This window comes from Enterococcus sp. (assembly GCF_022711995.1).
Lineage (GTDB): Bacteria > Bacillota > Bacilli > Lactobacillales > Enterococcaceae > Enterococcus_D.
Genome location: NZ_JALAHI010000101.1, coordinates 18,992 through 35,188 on the forward strand (window position 1 = coordinate 18,992; position 16,197 = coordinate 35,188).

Annotated in this window: 14 protein-coding genes; 11 read left to right on the plus strand and 3 right to left on the minus strand. The window is 41.0% G+C overall.

Annotated features, from left to right (window positions below; all coding sequences use genetic code 11):
• Nucleotides 1-117 precede the first annotated feature (117 nt).
• Both Q0A12_RS09800 and Q0A12_RS09805 read left to right on the plus strand, forming a co-directional pair.
• Nucleotides 118-1,071, plus strand: a complete 954-nt coding sequence (locus Q0A12_RS09800) for a rhodanese-related sulfurtransferase (protein WP_291292468.1) — start codon at nucleotides 118-120, stop codon at nucleotides 1,069-1,071.
• 162 nt (nucleotides 1,072-1,233) lie between these two features.
• A complete protein-coding gene (locus tag Q0A12_RS09805; RefSeq protein ID WP_291292469.1) occupies nucleotides 1,234-2,172 on the plus strand; it encodes a 2-dehydropantoate 2-reductase in 939 nt (312 codons plus the stop codon).
• A gap of 210 nt (nucleotides 2,173-2,382) precedes the next feature.
• On the opposite strand, the gene Q0A12_RS09810 is transcribed toward Q0A12_RS09805, so the two are convergent.
• The gene (locus Q0A12_RS09810) at nucleotides 2,383-3,372 is read right to left on the minus strand and encodes an AraC family transcriptional regulator (protein ID WP_291292470.1); all 990 of its coding nucleotides are present in this window, start codon (nucleotides 3,370-3,372) and stop codon (nucleotides 2,383-2,385) included.
• Between the two features lie 232 nt (nucleotides 3,373-3,604).
• Between Q0A12_RS09810 and Q0A12_RS09815 the strand changes: the two genes are divergently transcribed.
• From Q0A12_RS09815 to Q0A12_RS09825, 3 genes are read left to right on the plus strand one after another with little or no spacing between them, the layout of a single operon-like run.
• Nucleotides 3,605-4,918: an MFS transporter gene (locus Q0A12_RS09815; RefSeq protein ID WP_291292471.1), complete on the plus strand. Its 1,314-nt coding sequence runs from the start codon at nucleotides 3,605-3,607 to the stop codon at nucleotides 4,916-4,918.
• Nucleotides 4,919-4,964: 46 nt separating this feature from the next.
• A complete protein-coding gene (locus tag Q0A12_RS09820) occupies nucleotides 4,965-6,944 on the plus strand; it encodes an alpha-rhamnosidase (protein ID WP_291292472.1) in 1,980 nt (659 codons plus the stop codon).
• Between the two features lie 30 nt (nucleotides 6,945-6,974).
• Nucleotides 6,975-8,315, plus strand: coding sequence for a glycoside-pentoside-hexuronide (GPH):cation symporter (locus tag Q0A12_RS09825; protein WP_291292473.1), 1,341 nt, complete (start codon nucleotides 6,975-6,977; stop codon nucleotides 8,313-8,315).
• Between the two features lie 154 nt (nucleotides 8,316-8,469).
• Here the strand turns inward: Q0A12_RS09825 and Q0A12_RS09830 are convergent, their stop codons facing one another.
• Entirely contained in the window at nucleotides 8,470-9,258 is a 789-nt protein-coding gene (locus Q0A12_RS09830) for a PHP domain-containing protein (RefSeq protein ID WP_291292474.1), read from the minus strand.
• Between the two features lie 138 nt (nucleotides 9,259-9,396).
• Between Q0A12_RS09830 and Q0A12_RS09835 the strand changes: the two genes are divergently transcribed.
• The 6 genes from Q0A12_RS09835 to Q0A12_RS09860 all read left to right on the plus strand — a co-directional run bounded on the left by Q0A12_RS09835 (nucleotide 9,397) and on the right by Q0A12_RS09860 (nucleotide 15,089).
• Nucleotides 9,397-10,260 (plus strand): AraC family transcriptional regulator, encoded by an 864-nt coding sequence (locus tag Q0A12_RS09835; RefSeq protein ID WP_291292475.1) that lies wholly within the window; start codon nucleotides 9,397-9,399, stop codon nucleotides 10,258-10,260.
• Between the two features lie 246 nt (nucleotides 10,261-10,506).
• Nucleotides 10,507-11,580, plus strand: coding sequence for a Gfo/Idh/MocA family oxidoreductase (locus tag Q0A12_RS09840; RefSeq protein ID WP_291292476.1), 1,074 nt, complete (start codon nucleotides 10,507-10,509; stop codon nucleotides 11,578-11,580).
• 25 nt (nucleotides 11,581-11,605) lie between these two features.
• Nucleotides 11,606-12,355, plus strand: coding sequence for a sugar phosphate isomerase/epimerase (locus tag Q0A12_RS09845; protein ID WP_291292477.1), 750 nt, complete (start codon nucleotides 11,606-11,608; stop codon nucleotides 12,353-12,355).
• Entirely contained in the window at nucleotides 12,352-13,071 is a 720-nt protein-coding gene (locus Q0A12_RS09850) for a ThuA domain-containing protein (RefSeq protein ID WP_291292478.1), read from the plus strand. Before Q0A12_RS09845 ends, Q0A12_RS09850 begins: the two co-directional genes overlap by 4 nt.
• The gene (locus Q0A12_RS09855) at nucleotides 13,068-14,036 is read left to right on the plus strand and encodes a sugar phosphate isomerase/epimerase (protein WP_291292479.1); all 969 of its coding nucleotides are present in this window, start codon (nucleotides 13,068-13,070) and stop codon (nucleotides 14,034-14,036) included. The genes Q0A12_RS09850 and Q0A12_RS09855 overlap by 4 nt, the downstream gene beginning before the upstream one ends.
• Before the next feature lie 15 nt (nucleotides 14,037-14,051).
• A complete protein-coding gene (locus tag Q0A12_RS09860; protein WP_291292480.1) occupies nucleotides 14,052-15,089 on the plus strand; it encodes a Gfo/Idh/MocA family oxidoreductase in 1,038 nt (345 codons plus the stop codon).
• Nucleotides 15,090-15,206: 117 nt separating this feature from the next.
• Here the strand turns inward: Q0A12_RS09860 and Q0A12_RS09865 are convergent, their stop codons facing one another.
• Nucleotides 15,207-16,115: a helix-turn-helix domain-containing protein gene (locus Q0A12_RS09865; RefSeq protein ID WP_291292481.1), complete on the minus strand. Its 909-nt coding sequence runs from the start codon at nucleotides 16,113-16,115 to the stop codon at nucleotides 15,207-15,209.
• Nucleotides 16,116-16,197: the final 82 nt, after the last annotated feature.

Here is a 16,197-nt window from a genome sequence, read left to right on the forward strand (position 1 = left end):
GAAGCAACAAAGCGTAAAAAGCATAAGATTGGCTATGTGTGATTATGTACAAGCATAAGATTCGTGTTCTTCATTTTTCTTTTTTATACTGTAGGGTGGAAAAAAGGAGGAATGACTGTGAACTATCGCGTGTTGCTATTTTATAAATACACGACTATTGAAGATCCCGAAAGCTTTGCGAAAGAGCATTTAGCTTTTGGAAAAGAGATCGGTATCAAAGGTCGAATTCTTGTTGCAAAAGAAGGAATCAACGGAACCCTTTCCGGAACGATTGAAGCAACGGATGCCTATATGGAAAAAATGGAATCAGACCCCCGTTTCAAAGGAATCTACTATAAAATCGATGAGGTGGAAGACCACGCCTTTAAAAAATTGTTTGTTCGCCCACGAAAAGAATTGGTGTCATTGAACCTAGAAGATGATATCGATCCTTTAGAGTTAACAGGAAAGTATTTAGAACCGAAAGATTTCAAAGAAGCGTTGTTGGATGAAAACACCGTAGTGATCGATGCGCGAAATGATTATGAATACGATCTTGGTCATTTTCGCGGCGCGGTCCGTCCTGATATCCGCAGTTTCCGTGAATTGCCTCAATGGATCATTGAGAACAAAGAAAAATTCATGGATAAAAAAGTGGTCACTTACTGTACAGGTGGGATTCGCTGCGAGAAATTCTCCGGCTGGTTGTTACGAGAAGGTTTCCAAGACGTAGCACAACTTCACGGGGGCATTTTTGCTTACGGCAATGATCCGGAAGTTCAAGGAGAGCTGTGGGACGGTAAGATGTATGTCTTTGATGAACGTATCAGTGTGGAAATCAATCATGTCGACAAGACAGTGATCGGTCGCGATTGGTTCGATGGCACCCCCTGTGAGCGTTACGTCAATTGCGGAAATCCAGAATGCAATCGTCAGTTCCTCACTTCGGAAGCAAATCAAGCGGCACATTTAGGCGGCTGTTGCTATGAATGTGCAGCGAACGAAAACAATCGTTACGTCATGGAGCACCATATCTCTCAAGAAGAACGAGCAGCAATTTTAGCACAACTAGCGACTGAAGTGACAGTTTAAAAGATCCTGAGAAGGATCTTTTGTTCTTTAATTATCTGAAAAATCAAACGATTCCAATTGATTTTTTAGGGAGATTTTGCTTTAAAAAAGGCAAGCCCCTCGCATATTTGCCTGATTTGGAGTAAACTATACCTAATTGTCAGATAGGAAAGAGGAATAGAGATGAAAATTGTTATTGCTGGTGCAGGTGCCATGGGCAGCCGATTCGCGATCAAATTGAAAAGAGGCGGCAACGACGTTACGCTGATCGATGGTTGGCCTGCGCATATCGAAGCGATCCGTACCAATGGACTTCAAGCCAATTTGGATGGAGAAGAAGTCACAGAGTCTTTTCCGATTTATGCACAGTCTGAAGTAGTGGCAGATACGCCAGCGGATTTGATCATTGTTTTTACAAAAGCGATGCAATTAGATCAAATGATGCAAGATATTGCGCCGTTGATCAGTGATCAAACAAGAGTGCTTTGCTTACTTAATGGCATTGGACATGAAGATACAATTGAAAAATATGTTGCTGCCGATAAAATTTTCTTAGGCAATACCTTATGGACAGCAGATCTGATCGGACCTGGACAAGTTCGTTTATTTGGCGAAGGCTCGGTTGAACTACAAAACATTGGTGAAGGAAAAGAAGCTGCGGCCAAAGAACTGGCTGAGGTACTGACTGCTTCTGGATTGAATGCGTCATATTCTGAAAATATTCGTTATTCAATCTATCGCAAAGCTTGTGTCAATGGCACATTGAATGGATTGTGTTCTATCTTGGATATCAATATTGCTCAATTTGGGAATACATCTACTGCACGACAAATGGTAGAAACCATCGTCGCAGAATTTGCAGCCGTTGCTGCTCACGAGTCAGTCGAATTAGATATCCCAGAAGTCGTTGCCCATATCGAGAAAACCTATGATCCTGCCGGTATCGGCTTGCATTACCCTTCGATGTATCAAGATTTGATCAACAACCATCGTAAAACAGAGATTGATTACATCAATGGTGCCATTTCACGCAAAGGACGGAAATACAATGTTCCTACCCCTTATTGCGACTTCTTGACACAACTGATCCATGCCAAAGAAGATGTACTGGAAGCGAAGTAGGGGAAGAATAAATTAATTGACTGTGCTATGAGTCTAACAACAAAAAAATCCGAATCATATAGGTGGATTGGCCTGTGTCTTTCAAAGGGACGTCGTCACAAAAAATAGGGCGATCGGGTGTATTCAACAGGTTCTGGATTCTTTTGTGTTGATTCATAGTACGGTTTTTTATTTTGTGCTAAATCATTCTTTTCTGCAATTTTTTTGAAGCTATTCGTGAGAAATAGGTTCACTTCCCTTTTTTGAAAAATGCCGGTATTGGGTAGGGGTCATCTGCATTTTATTTTGAAAGAGCTTGAATAGAGAAGGTGTGCTCTTATAACCTAAATTTTCGGCAATAGTATCAATAGTCATGGAAGACTCTCTAAGCAGTCTTTGTGCTTCAATCAAACGTTTTTGGTCAATCATTTCTTGGAATGTCGCACCGGTTTTTGCCTTGAGCATATTCCCTAAATAATTCTGATTGTAGCCAAATTCTGTTGCTAGTTTTTTGAGAGTGATGGTTGTGTAATGATCGTTGATATATTTTAGGAGTGGCGCCAAATTATTTCCTTGAGATGTTAATGTTAGTTCATTCAAGCTAGGGATTGCAGCCAATTCCAACAAACAGGAGCCTAACAGGAGGTTTAACGACCGCTGATAGAGGCTTTCTTTAAGATAAAACTTATGAATCAGCAAAAATAAAAGCTGTTTGATTATCGAATGTTCTTTTAAGTCGAAAACTAAAAAAGTATTGTGAACACTATCTGTGTTAACTGCGTTTAAAAAGAAGTCAGTTATTGGATTGTTTGATGCGGGTAAGTGGTTCAAAATTTCGGATTGTAAAGTATGTTTGTTAATTAAAATATTGAGAATCAAATCGTTTTTTCCTACATAATCAATTTGTTGGATTACTTCAGTGTCCATAATAATGAGCTGTTGTTCAGTTAATACCCATGAATCCCCGTTAATTTTTTGTTGGCAACAACCTCTTAAAATATAGTTCATTTCCAGAAAACTATGAGTATGGGCAGGAGTATAAGAATAGCGATGATGCTTATTGATATAGATAGACCCCTCTTCAAAAAAGTCATTTACTGGTATTTTAGGAATGACTGATCCATGGTAGTCTAAATTCATTTCATTGATATTCTTTCCTGTTGCTCTTTGTTGCGCCTCAATTCGATCTTCTGTATCAAAAAGCTTTATCAAACTCTTCATCTGTTAATCACCTAGTTTTTTTATATAGTTCATTCTATATATAGGTTATCACTAATAAATAGTCAATGTTTTCTTTGCTGTTAAAGCCTTTTTTAAACCAGAAAAAGGCTCTCACCGAAAAACAAACGAAATTATAACCTGTGAATTTGATAGTAAATCCCTACATTTTTGAAATTGTGCCATATTGTGTAAGCGTTTAATATAACCCTATGAACAAGAAAGGGTGTTTTAAATGGAAACAAAAGGAAAACAGCAATCATTAGTAAAAAAATATTCGCCTTTAGCAACTGCAGCAGGCGTAGGCTCTATGCTAGGATCGGGCTGTATCGTTGGTCTTTCAGCGACTATCCCAGTTTGGCAGAAGGGGTTAGATTTATCTGCAGGGCAAGTTGGTTTAGTCTCTGGCTCGCTGACATTTGCGATTGCGTTTGGGTCCTTATTTGCAGGGCAAATCACAAAGATTTTTGGTTTGATTCGATCTTTCAATTGGATCAATTTATTTTATGCCATCGGAGCAGCAATCTGTGTATTTTCAGGCAACTTTTTGATGTTGTTACTAGGTGTGATTGTCATGGGTATCGCGTCTGGTGCTGATTTGCCAATCAGTTTAACTGTTGTTTCACACGACGCACCAGATGAGAAAACTTCTGCAAGCTTAGTATCTTCGACACAAATATTCTGGCAAATTGGTATTTTTATTTCCTACATTTGTTCTTTCTTGCTTTCAGGAGTCAGTGGGGTTTTAGGGGCTCGGATTGTTTTTGGCATCCTTTTGGTTTTTTCGATCTTTACTTGGATTTGGCGAACTGTTTCAAAAAAATTCCAGATGTTTCATGAAGAAGGCGCAGCACGTCAGTCGCTGTTGAAGACTAATGACAAACAGCAAAAAATATCTCTAAAAGAAATTTTTAGTGGGAACCAGGCAAAAGTCTACCGCAACTTTTTCTTTGCCATTTTAGTTTTTTATGTTTGCTGGAATCTGTTGGCGAATACATGGGGACAGTTTCAAACCTATGCATTGACGAATGCAGGCGCTAGTCAAATGCAAGCAACGGGATTGGGTATCGTATTGAATGTCATTTCTTTGGTGACCACGATTATTTTTGCCTCAGTAGCAGGTGGAAAATATCGAAATAAAGCATTTTTTGTGGGTGCTTTTGTCCAATTCATGGCGATGGTTGGTATGGCAGTAATTGGGGGCAGTTCTGGATTCATTGCGTTGGCGATAACGATTGCTTTTTATAATTTTGGTAATCCGCTAGCTGGAGAAGCAATCTATAAAGTTTGGACACAAGAATCTTTTCCTACGGAATCTCGTGCGTTTTTACAAGGAATCATTAATGGCTTTTCAAGACTGTGCTGTGGATTGTTTGCCTTCGTCACACCATTTTTGGTAGCACCTAATAATATTCAAGTTTCAATGTATGGCTTTGCTGCGATTGTTTTGATAGCAACTGTTGCGGGCGCTGTCATGATGAAATTACAAAAAGGAAACAAAGTAAGAATTATGCAAGCGGATTCTGATACGACCGATTTAGTAAGGTAGTTGATGAATGAGGCATTTAGGAAATGGAAGAAAGGAATGAGCTATTTTGACAACAAACAAATTACCACGATGGATCTGGTACGCTGGCGATTTTGAAATTCGCCAAGGACTTTTGCAAAATTTTTCTAGAGAAGAACGGGGGTACGATTGGCCGGCGTATTGGTATATCGACGACTGTCACAAAAACGTGAAATTTAAACGCGAGTATGATTTACAAGTTCCCACCACATTTGTCGTACATGCAACGGGAATTGGATTTGTCGAAGTAAATGAAGTGAAATATCCTTTTGGACAAGAAGTCACGTGCCAACCAGGATTCAACAAAATCAGGGTAAACGTAGGAAATCCCAACGGTTTGCCAGCCATCTATATTGAAGGAGAAATAATCAAGAGTGATGAAGGCTGGTATTGCAGTAACTTTGTTGAAGAAGCTCCCGTTGGCTGGAGCAATCTTTATATGAAGAAAGAGCAAGACCCTAATAAAGTTTATTATGAAACAGAAACTTGTCTACCTATTTCGAAGGTGTCGGTTGCAGGCGGCACGTTACTTGATTACGGACGGGCGATCTTTGGATCGTTAGCAATCCCTAAATTGTTGACTGAGGAACCCATTACTATCTGCTATGGAGAGTCTGAGTCAGAGGCTCGCGATAGTCAAATGTGCTATTACAAGCAGGAAAATGTAAGAAAAGAAACGAACATTCGCAAACGTGCCTTTCGTTATCTTTTCATCCCTAATGTAGCTCCAGAAGCGATTGAAATTTATGCGCTGCATGAATATCTTCCGTTAAACAATCAAGCAATCTTTGTTTCAGATGATTCTGTCATGAATCGAATATGGGATATATCTGTAGAAACTTTTACATTATGCAGCGGCCTTTTCTTTATTGATGGGATCAAACGTGATCGCTGGATATGGTCAGGTGATGCTTATCAAAGTTATTTTATCAATCAGTACCTATTCTTTGATGAAGACATCAATAAGCGGACCATTATGGCACTCCGAGGGCAAAATGAAGTCAAACAGCATATGAACACCATCGTTGACTATTCCATACTATGGATCATAGGCATCGAAAATCACTATATGATGTCTGGAGATATCCTTTTCCTTGAACAAGTTTATTCGAAAATGGTGACCATGATGGATTATCTTGAAAAACAAACCAACGAGTTAGGATTCATTTATGGTCGTGAAAAAGACTGGATATTTATTGACTGGTCTGAAATGGATAAAGAAGGAACTTTAGCAGCTGAACAAGTTCTTTTATTAAAAGCGTATAAGGCAATGACCGTTTGTGGCTCGATTTTGAATCAGAATATTGATCACTATCTGTCGCGATATGAGCAGTTGAAAGCTAATTTGATGAGCTATTTCTGGGATGAAGAAAAAGGCGCATTTATTGATTCTTATGTCTCTGGAAAGAGAAATGTGACCCGTCATGCAAATATTTTTGCAGTCTTATTCGACTTTGTCGATGAAGAAAAGAAGCAGCAGATTTTGAAAAATGTATTGCTTAATGAGAACGTCACGCAAATCACTACGCCTTATTTCAAATTTTTTGAACAGGATGCCCTTTGTAAATTAGGGCAAACTGGACAAGTCCACGAGATTATTCTTGATTATTGGGGCGGAATGGTGGAACAAGAGGCAGTTACTTTCTGGGAAGAGTATGTACCTGGAGAAAGTGGCGAAGCTATTTATGAAATGTATGGGGATCCTTTTGGAAAGAGCCTGTGCCATGCCTGGGGAGCTAGCCCTATCTATTTGCTCGGTCGCTATTTCGCAGGAATTCAACCTATTCGTCCAGGATATGAAACATTTCTAGTCGATCCTAAGCTGGATTCTTTCAATCAATTGTCCTGCACTTTTCCAATCAAAGGTGGTTGTGTAAAAATTGAGAAGACTGATACCCACTTAGTCATTTGTACAGATCGAGAGGGCGGCATCTTACGAATGAATGGAAAAGAGCAACCATTATTTGCCAATCAAGCCATCAGCGTTGAAATCGCAGCAAAGGTCTAAACCGGACTTTTGAAAGAAAAGGAGAAAATAATGAGTAATGATCAGTTGAAAGTATCTGAAAAATTCGGATTTGCCTTAACGAATCTTGGAAACATTCCTATTATGACACTATTGAACACCTATTTGTTAATTTTCTATACGGATGTCATCGGTGTTGATCCAGCTGTTGTAGGGGGACTGTTCCTCGTTTCCAGACTTTTAGATGGAGTCAGTGATCCGCTCATTGGCTTTGTGATTGATCGTTTTCCAAAAACAAAAATAGGAAAATACAAACCAGTGTTGATTTTAGGGGTCATCATTTGTTGTTTGAACTATTTACTTGTCTGGTTCTCGCCATTCCTATTTCCAGCTCAAAAAATCATCGCTATCAGCGTCTCGTACATCTTGTTAGGAGTAACTTTTGATTTCATGGATATTCCTTTGAATAGCTTGATTCCTGTATTAACGAAAGATGAAGATGAACGGAATCAGCTATCCTCGATCAAAGGAATTTCATATACAGTGGGGCCGGCTATATTAAATGTAGCTGCACCGTTAGCAATCGCTGCTTTTGCCACACCTTTGAATGGCTATCTTTTACTGATTGTAGGAACGGTACTTGTTGTTCTGTTTTTTACGATCATAGGAACGTTGTTGGTGAAGGAAAGAGGAACAGAGGCTGCCTACTTAACGAAACCAGTAAAAGAAAAATACACAATGAAGGATGCTTTACGAGTGTTCAAGCTTCGTCCGGTTGTTTCTTTGTTTCTAGCCATGCTGTTTATTACAGCAGCGACGAATATTTTCAACGGTTCACTGCTATATTATCTCCACTACATTATTCAAAGCCCTAAATTGTTGAGTGTAGCAAGTTTTGCAGGAATGATGGGCGCATTAGCAGCAGGACTTTTGGTTCCTAGACTGTCACAACGGTATGGAAAAAAACGACTGTATATAATGGGGTTAATCCTGCTATCATTAAGTATGCTTGTTTTTTTGGTAATCGATCATCATACCGTTGTGTTCGTACTATGTTATTGCGGGGTACAATTTTCATTAGGATTAACGAATACACTTCAATACAGTATTTCCGCAGATAATGTCGATACCATAAGAAACGAACTAGACATAGAAGCGACAGCGTTGGTTGCTTCTCTTACTTCATTGATTATGAAATTCGCAATGGCTGTAGGGGGTGCTGTTCCGGGATTTGTTTTAAGTTTTACTGGTTACGTAGCAAATCAATCACAGACAAGCACAGCAGAAAAAGGCATCTTACTGGTAACTTTCGTTATTCCTCTCTTGTTATATTTAGTGACGATTGCTGTCTTTAGTAGCGGATTTAAAAGCAAAAAAATTAAAAATCTTCCTGTGCAAAAACGAGAAACATGAAAAAACTAGTTGGCTACTAAGTAGGAAGTAACGTTATTCAGCAAGTAACTTAAACTAAAAAAGAATCTATCCTGAGGCGAAAGTTGCTCGTCTCAAGATAGATTTTTCTGTTATTGCTGTATCCTTGATTTTTGTCCGAATTAGATAGTTTGCCTTACGCTTCTGGCAAATCTGCCATGTATCTTTCAGTTCCTTGAAAGACTGCGAGTTGTTCTACACCGAAGGAGCTCAGCATCTGGCTCATTTCAGTAAATAGTAAACGGTAATCGCTGGCTTTATGGGCATCAGAGCCTAATGTAAACAGTTTGCCCCCCACGCTTTGGTAGAGTGGTATGGCATAGGCATAAAGCGAGGCGTTTTGATAAGGGCCAAAACTTTTGGCATTGACTTCAAAGGCTAATTCGCGGGCGACGACCTTTTTGAAAATGTCAGTGAGTTCTTTTTCAAAATGCTGTGCAAGTTCTTCTGCTGTAAAGTCGAAGCGTCGCAAGCCGTAGTCAAAATGAGTCAGAATATGACCGTCAGGAAATGTATCCAGAACCGTTGCCATTTGCTCAAAGTAAGCTTTGGCTACAGTGAACTTGTCTTTATGCACTACCGCATCATCCATATAATCAAAGGTACCGTTCTGATGGATGCTGACTAATTTCAGGTCGTAAGGATGGTGGGCTAGATAGTCGCAAATTTGGGTTTCTTGTCCTGGGACGACACCGATTTCGATCCCTTTCAAAAGTTTGGTAGCTGTTTTTGCTTGCAGTGTGTGATGGCATTGCTGGAGTTGCTCGTAATCAGGGATGTCGTCACGATAATTTGAATACGGATTCTTAAGATCGAAGTGGTCGGTGGCCACAAAAAATTCCGGCTGAAATGCTAAGTAGTTCTCGAAGCGTTCTTCTGAATCAAAGGATAAAAAAGTATGCAAATGCTGATCGTAGTAATTCATAATAACCCCCTTTTCGTACAAGATACCACAAAAAAGCGTGGAGCGACGATTTTTTTATAAAAAATCAGAAAAGCGTTTCGGACCAAAATTCTTTGTTCTATAATGGAATAGAATGGAAGCAAAGGAGAAAATAGCACTATGAGTATGTATCTTGAGATTCCAGAATTTGAAAGCGATTTTCGGTTTCGGACATTCCTTAACGATGGGTTGACGATCGTGTATCCCCATGTGCACAAAGAAATCGAGCTGATTTATGCGAAGCGAGGAAAAGTCAATATTGGGGTAGCAGATGAAATCATTGAGTTGGAAGAAGGGGAGCTGTACATTTTTGCCAGTGGCCAGCCACATTATTTTTTGGCTTCTCCAGAAAGTGAACGCTATGTCTATCAATTTGATTTTACGATGTTTGATGAGACTCTCCTGCGAGAAAAGGAACTTTCTCTAAAGACCCTTTTTGATGAAGGGGAGCCTCACAGTAAGCATTGGCCGGCTAGCTTCACAGAGAAAATCAAGGGCTTATTGATCGAACTCTACCAGTTAGAAGAAGAACAAGTAGCTGGCAAGCGTTATTTGACGATGGGGTTTTTGTATCAGTTGATCGGTGAATGTTACCAAGGGTTGCCGCAACGTATTAAGAAGATTGCTCCTTTGAAACGTTCTGCGGCCCAGTACAAAGAAACGTTGCAGCGACTGGATGAGGTCTTTGAATACATTGAATCCCACTATCAAGACGTCTTGACGATGGAAGAAACGGCGAAGCATGTTGGTTTCAGTCCGCATTATTTCACGCGTTTTTTTAAAACAAATACGGGAAAAACGTTCATGCAGTTTTTGACGGAGTACCGCATCAATCAAGCAAAGTTTGTTTTAGCAAACGAAAAACTTCCAATGGCGGAAGTGGCGGAAAAAGCTGGTTTTGCCAGTGTCAAAACCTTTCACCATGTGTTCAAGGAAGTGGTTGGACAGTCCCCTTTGCAATATCAGAAGCAATTGAATACTTGATGAAAGCTGTCTTCAACCAATCAGCTGTCTCACCCGAACGTTGGTTCATTCGCTGTTTTTCAGCGGTTGTTCCGTGTCTGTTCGGGTGTTTTTAGTGTCTCGTAAAAAACGTCAGGGAGGTTTTTTAGTGAGAGTTCCATAAGATAAATTTCGGGAATTTTTTAAGAGGAATTTGGGAAGAACCTGTCGAACCGTTTCGCTATAATAAATGAGTAGAAAATAATAAGCGTTTTCAGGAGGAAAGAGATGACAGTAAGAATTGGAATCATTGGTTGTGGCGGGATTGCTAATGGCAAACACATGCCGGCATTATCACAAGTGAAAGAAGCGGAAATGGTTGCATTTTGTGATCTGATCGTCGAACGAGCAGTGGAAGCTAAAACAGCTTTCGGTACAGAAGATGCCCAAGTATTCAGCGATTATAAAGAAATGTTGGCTCAAGCTGATTTAGATGTCGTACATGTTTGTACACCGAATGCTTCTCATGCGGAATTGTCAATTGCGGCACTGGTAGCGGATTGCCATGTGATGTGTGAAAAACCAATGGCAAAAACCACCGAAGAAGCACAAGCAATGATCGAAGCAGCCAATCGCACTGGGAAGAAGCTGACGATTGGTTATCAAAATCGTTTTAGAAAAGATTCTCGTTACTTGCATGAAGTTTGTGAGGAAGGCCAATTAGGGAATATCTATTTTGGGAAAGCCCACGCCATCCGTCGTCGGGCAGTACCAACTTGGGGTGTTTTTCTAGATGAAGAAGCACAAGGCGGCGGCCCATTGATCGACATCGGTACCCATGCACTTGATTTAACGTTGTGGATGATGAATAACTATCAGCCTAAATTTGTGGTTGGAAAAGCGTACCATGAATTATCTCAGACCAAGAATGCGGCGAATGCGTGGGGATCATGGGATCCAGAGAAATTTTCCGTGGAAGATTCGGCGTTTGGATTTGTAGTCATGGAAAATGGCGCAACGATTTTCTTGGAAGCTAGCTGGGCGTTGAACAGCTTAGACGTCAAAGAAGCAAAAACGACATTGATGGGTAGCAAAGCTGGGGCGGATATGAACAACGGTTTAACCATCAATGGCGAAGATCATAGTTTGTTGTATGAAAAAAATATTGAGTTGGAAACTGGCGGGGTCGACTTCTATGAAGGAGCTGGAGAAACACCTGAAATTTTAGAGGCCCAATCATGGATCAGTGCCATCATCAATGACACAGAACCTGTGGTCAAGCCGGAAGAAGCAATGGTTGTGACTGAAATCTTAGAAGCGATCTACAAATCATCCAAAACTGGCGAACCAGTCTATCTCTAAACAAACGCTAAAAAGGAGCAGAACAATGAAACCAAAAATCGGATTACAGCTATGGAGCATCCAAGAAGCGTGTCGCGAAGACTTTTTTCAAGCTCTTGAAAAAGTGAAAAAAAGCGGCTATGACGGAGTAGAATTTGCTGGTTACTATGGTCATTCTGCAACAGAAGTCGCTCAGGCATTAAAAGAAAATGGTCTTGAAGCAGCAGCTTCGCATGTGCCTTTTGAAGCATTGCGCGACCACTTCGAGGAAACAGTGGCTTTTGAAAAAGCCATTGGCAATCACCGTTTGGTCGTTCCTTATGCGTCATTCAAAACGTTAGCAGAATGGCAAAACTTTGCCCGCGAACTTGCAGAAGTTGCTAAGAAAGCCGCAGATCAAGGCTTTGAATGTTATTATCACAATCATGCCCATGAATTTACGGAGATTCCCGACAAGTCAATGATTGAAGAGTTGTTAGCTGAAAATCCAGCCCTCAAGTTGGAAGCAGATCTTTATTGGATCGCTTATTCGGGTACCGATGTGTTGTCTTGGCTGACGGAACATCAAGAGGCGGTTGGTCTTTTGCATATCAAGGACATGCAGGAAGAACCGAAAGAAAGCACAGAAATCGGCAGTGGCGTTTTGCCCATCAAGGACTATGTGGCTGTTGCCAAACAATTCCAATTGCCTTGGCTGATCGTAGAACAAGAGGCTTTTCAGGAATACGCACCGCTAGAAGCGACTGCCATTGATTATTTGCAATTAAAAGCTATTGTTGAGGAGGTTTACCAATGATCCATGTCACTATTTGGAATGAATTTAGACACGAAAAAACAGATGAAACCGTTCGGGCGATGTATCCAGAAGGAATCCACGGGCAAATCGCTGCCTTTTTGCAAGCCGATGATCTGGAAGTTCGCACGGCTACTTTAGATGAACCTGAACACGGATTAACAAACGAAGTATTGGCTGACACCGATGTCCTCGTTTGGTGGGGACACATGGCCCATGATGAGGTACAAGACGAAATCGTTCAGCGAGTGCAGCAGCGAGTCTTGGAGGGAATGGGATTGATCGTGTTGCATTCTGGTCATTTCTCCAAAATCTTCAAGAAGTTAATGGGAACATCTTGTGATTTGAAATGGCGTGTGGATGATCAGCATTGCCGAATCTGGAACATCAATCCGAGCCACCCGATCGTAGAAGGTATCGGTGATTTTATTGAACTTGAAAAAGAAGAAATGTATGGGGAACACTTTGATATTCCAGCACCAGATGAATTGATCTTTGTTAGCTGGTTCCCAGGCGGCGAAGTTTTCCGCAGCGGCTGTACTTTCCGCCGAGGCAATGGAAAGATCTTTTACTTCCAGCCGGGGCATGAAACCTTCCCAAGTTATTACAACGAAAAAGTACAAAAAGTGATCAAAAATGCAGCCCGCTGGTGTGCACCAACCCAAAATACGTATCCCACCTATGGGCATTATCAAGCCAACGAGGAGGTAGGAAAATGAAATTAGGAGTATTTACGCCATTATTCAATCATTTATCTTTTGAAGAAATGATCACAGAAGTTGCAGAAAAAGGATTACAAACTGTTGAGATCGGCACAGGGGGTTCTCCTGGCAATGCTCACTTGGATATCGACAAGTTGCTTGCTAGTGAAGCAGACCGGAAAGAATATTTAGCTAAATTAGCCGACAAAGGATTAGAAATCTCGGCGTTAAGCTGTCACAACAATCCCATCTCACCTTTAAAAAATGAAGCGCAGGAAGCAGATGAATTGTTGCGTAAAACCATCAAGTTAGCTAGCTTAATGAATGTTCCTGTCGTCAATGGCTTCTCTGGTGTTTCCGGGGGAAATGCAACCGACACGCAAGTCAACTGGCCTGTTCTGCCGTGGCCAACGGAATACGATGATAATTATAATTACCAATGGGAACAAAAGCTGATTCCTTATTGGAAAGGGATCAACACGGAAGCAGAAGCAGCGGGTGTCAAAATTGGTATTGAACTGCATGGGGGCTTCTTGGCTCATACACCTTATACCATGTTAAAACTGCGGGATGCTGCAGGGAAAGCGATTGGTTGTAACCTTGATCCAAGCCATTTGTGGTGGCAAGGGATCGATCCAGTAGCAGCAGTCAAGATTCTAGGTGAAGCAGATGCGATCCATCATTTTCATGCGAAGGATACGTATCTTGATCAAGACAATATCAATATGCATGGTCTAACAGATATGCAGCCGTACAGCAATGTCAAAACACGGGCATGGACTTTCCGCTCTGTTGGCTGCGGACATAGCTTGCAGGTTTGGTCAGACATTATTTCCGCATTGCGGATCTATGGCTATGATTATGTTTTGAGTATTGAACATGAAGACCCAATCATGTCGATTGATGAAGGATTGACCCGTGCGATCACGAATTTGAAATCGATCATGATCAAAGAAGAACCATCCGCAATGTGGTGGGTATAACGAGGAGTATTGAAGATGAGCGCAATCAATTTTGTTGTTATTGGCTATGGCGGTATGGGTGCCTATCATGTGCATAATATCATGCCAAATGAAAATGAACGGATCCATATCGTAGGCACCTATGATATTTCAGAAGAAAGACAAGCTATTTCACAAGAAAAAGGCCATAAAATCTATAAAAGTTATGAAGAAGTATTAGCAGATGAAACCATTGAAGCTGTGCTGATCGCAACGCCCAATGATTTGCACAAGGATTTGTCGATCGCAGCCCTTCAAGCGGGCAAACATGTCGTTTGTGAGAAACCTGTTGCTTTAAACACTGCTGAATTAGATGAAATCGTTGCTGTGGCCAAGGAAACGGGCAATACGTTTATGGTCCATCAAAATCGTCGTTGGGACCCAGATTTCTTGCTTGTTCGTGACTTGTATCGCAATGGACAAATCGGCGATCTTTTCCAAATCGAATCACGGGTTCAAGGAGCGAATGGCATTCCAGGGGACTGGCGCCATGTCAAAAAACAAGGCGGCGGTATGGTATTAGACTGGGGCGTTCACTTGTTGGATCAAATGCTCTGGCTTATCGATAGCCCGGTCAAAGATGTCAAAGCCGACCTAAGCTATATTCTAGGAGAAGAAGTTGACGATGGCTTCTTCACATTGATCACATTTGAAAATGGAGTCAAAGCTATCGTAGAAGTTGGAACCTCCAATTATACCCAATTGCCGCGTTGGTATATTAAGGGGATTGAAGGAACTGCAACAATCCAAGATTGGGATTTGAATGGCGAGATGGTTCGTGCCACGGGCCGCGAAGATGTTGCTGCACCTAAACCTGTTCAAGCTGGCGTAGGGTTGACCAAAACGATGGCACCACCTTCTGAATTGGCTGCTGAGTCACTGCCGTTTCCAGAAGTCAAAGCCGATTTTGATCCTTTTTACAAGAATTTCTATCATGTGGTTCGTGATGGGGCTGAACCGATTGTCAAAAATGAAGAAGTTCGCAATGTCATGGTATTGATCGAACGGATTTTTGAAGTAGCTGGTGCAAAATAAAACCAATCAAGACACAGAGAAACGATTCCCGCGATCGCAGATGAGACAAGTAGCAATCATCGAGTTTGAGACAGGGACCTTCGAATGATGCAGGCAATCGTTTGCCTGTGTCTTTTTTTATTCAGAGATATAAAAGTTGAAGAGCAAGTCTTGCGGATAATTGCCCCAACGATCCCCGAAAATCGTTAGACCACCCGCATGTTCTGCAGTTGCTGGTGCAGCAATTCGAAAGGTGAAGAAATCACTATGATCCAAATCGATTTCGCTTAAATTATGGTCGGTCAATTTTTCGCCATCAATCGATGTATCAAAGCGGTTGATTCGCAGATGCTTCAACAAGCCGTATTGACTGAACTCATCAATCCACCACTGAGGGGTCAAGGAGCCCCGAACATCTGAAAAATTCCCCGGTACTGTATAGGTTCCTAAGCAGACATCATTGATATAAAAAGAAAGATCGCTCGGCCAATAGTTGTTGGAAATAGGAAATTCAGAGGCGATCTCCATGCTGATTTCCAGCATTTCGATTTTTTCCCCATTCTTTAGCGGTTTCGGAATTTTGTACTCCAAAAAGCCATTGTTTATCCAGATAATGCTGGCATCTACTCGCTCTTGTGCCAAAAAAGACTTCGGATCATCTAATGCGCCGATCAAACGATCTTTTGTTGCCATGCCGCAAGAAGCTTCGGCTCTAAAATCAGTGAAATGGCCAATTTTTACAGGTAATGATGTCAAATTCAACTCTGGAAATACTTTTTCTGGAAAATTGATGTTGATAAAGTCGGTTTTTAAAGCTAAAAATTTCTTTTTCCAATCTTTTCCCGTTCCTTTTTCCAGTTTGATCAATTGCGCCTGCTCTAATTTTTTGATGTGCTTGGTCATGAGTGCGTTGCTGATTGCCAATTTTTCCCCAATCTCACTGATACTTTTTCTTTCGCCACCTAACTCCCTCAAAATCGCCAAACGGGTCTCATTGGCTAATGCTTCATAGACCGGCAAAGAAGTTTTTTCTAAATTCAATTCCATTTCATTCACCTCGATATACTTTTTTGTTTAATGATTCTGCTAGTTAATTATACCACAGGTTTATGGGTTTACACTATAGTTA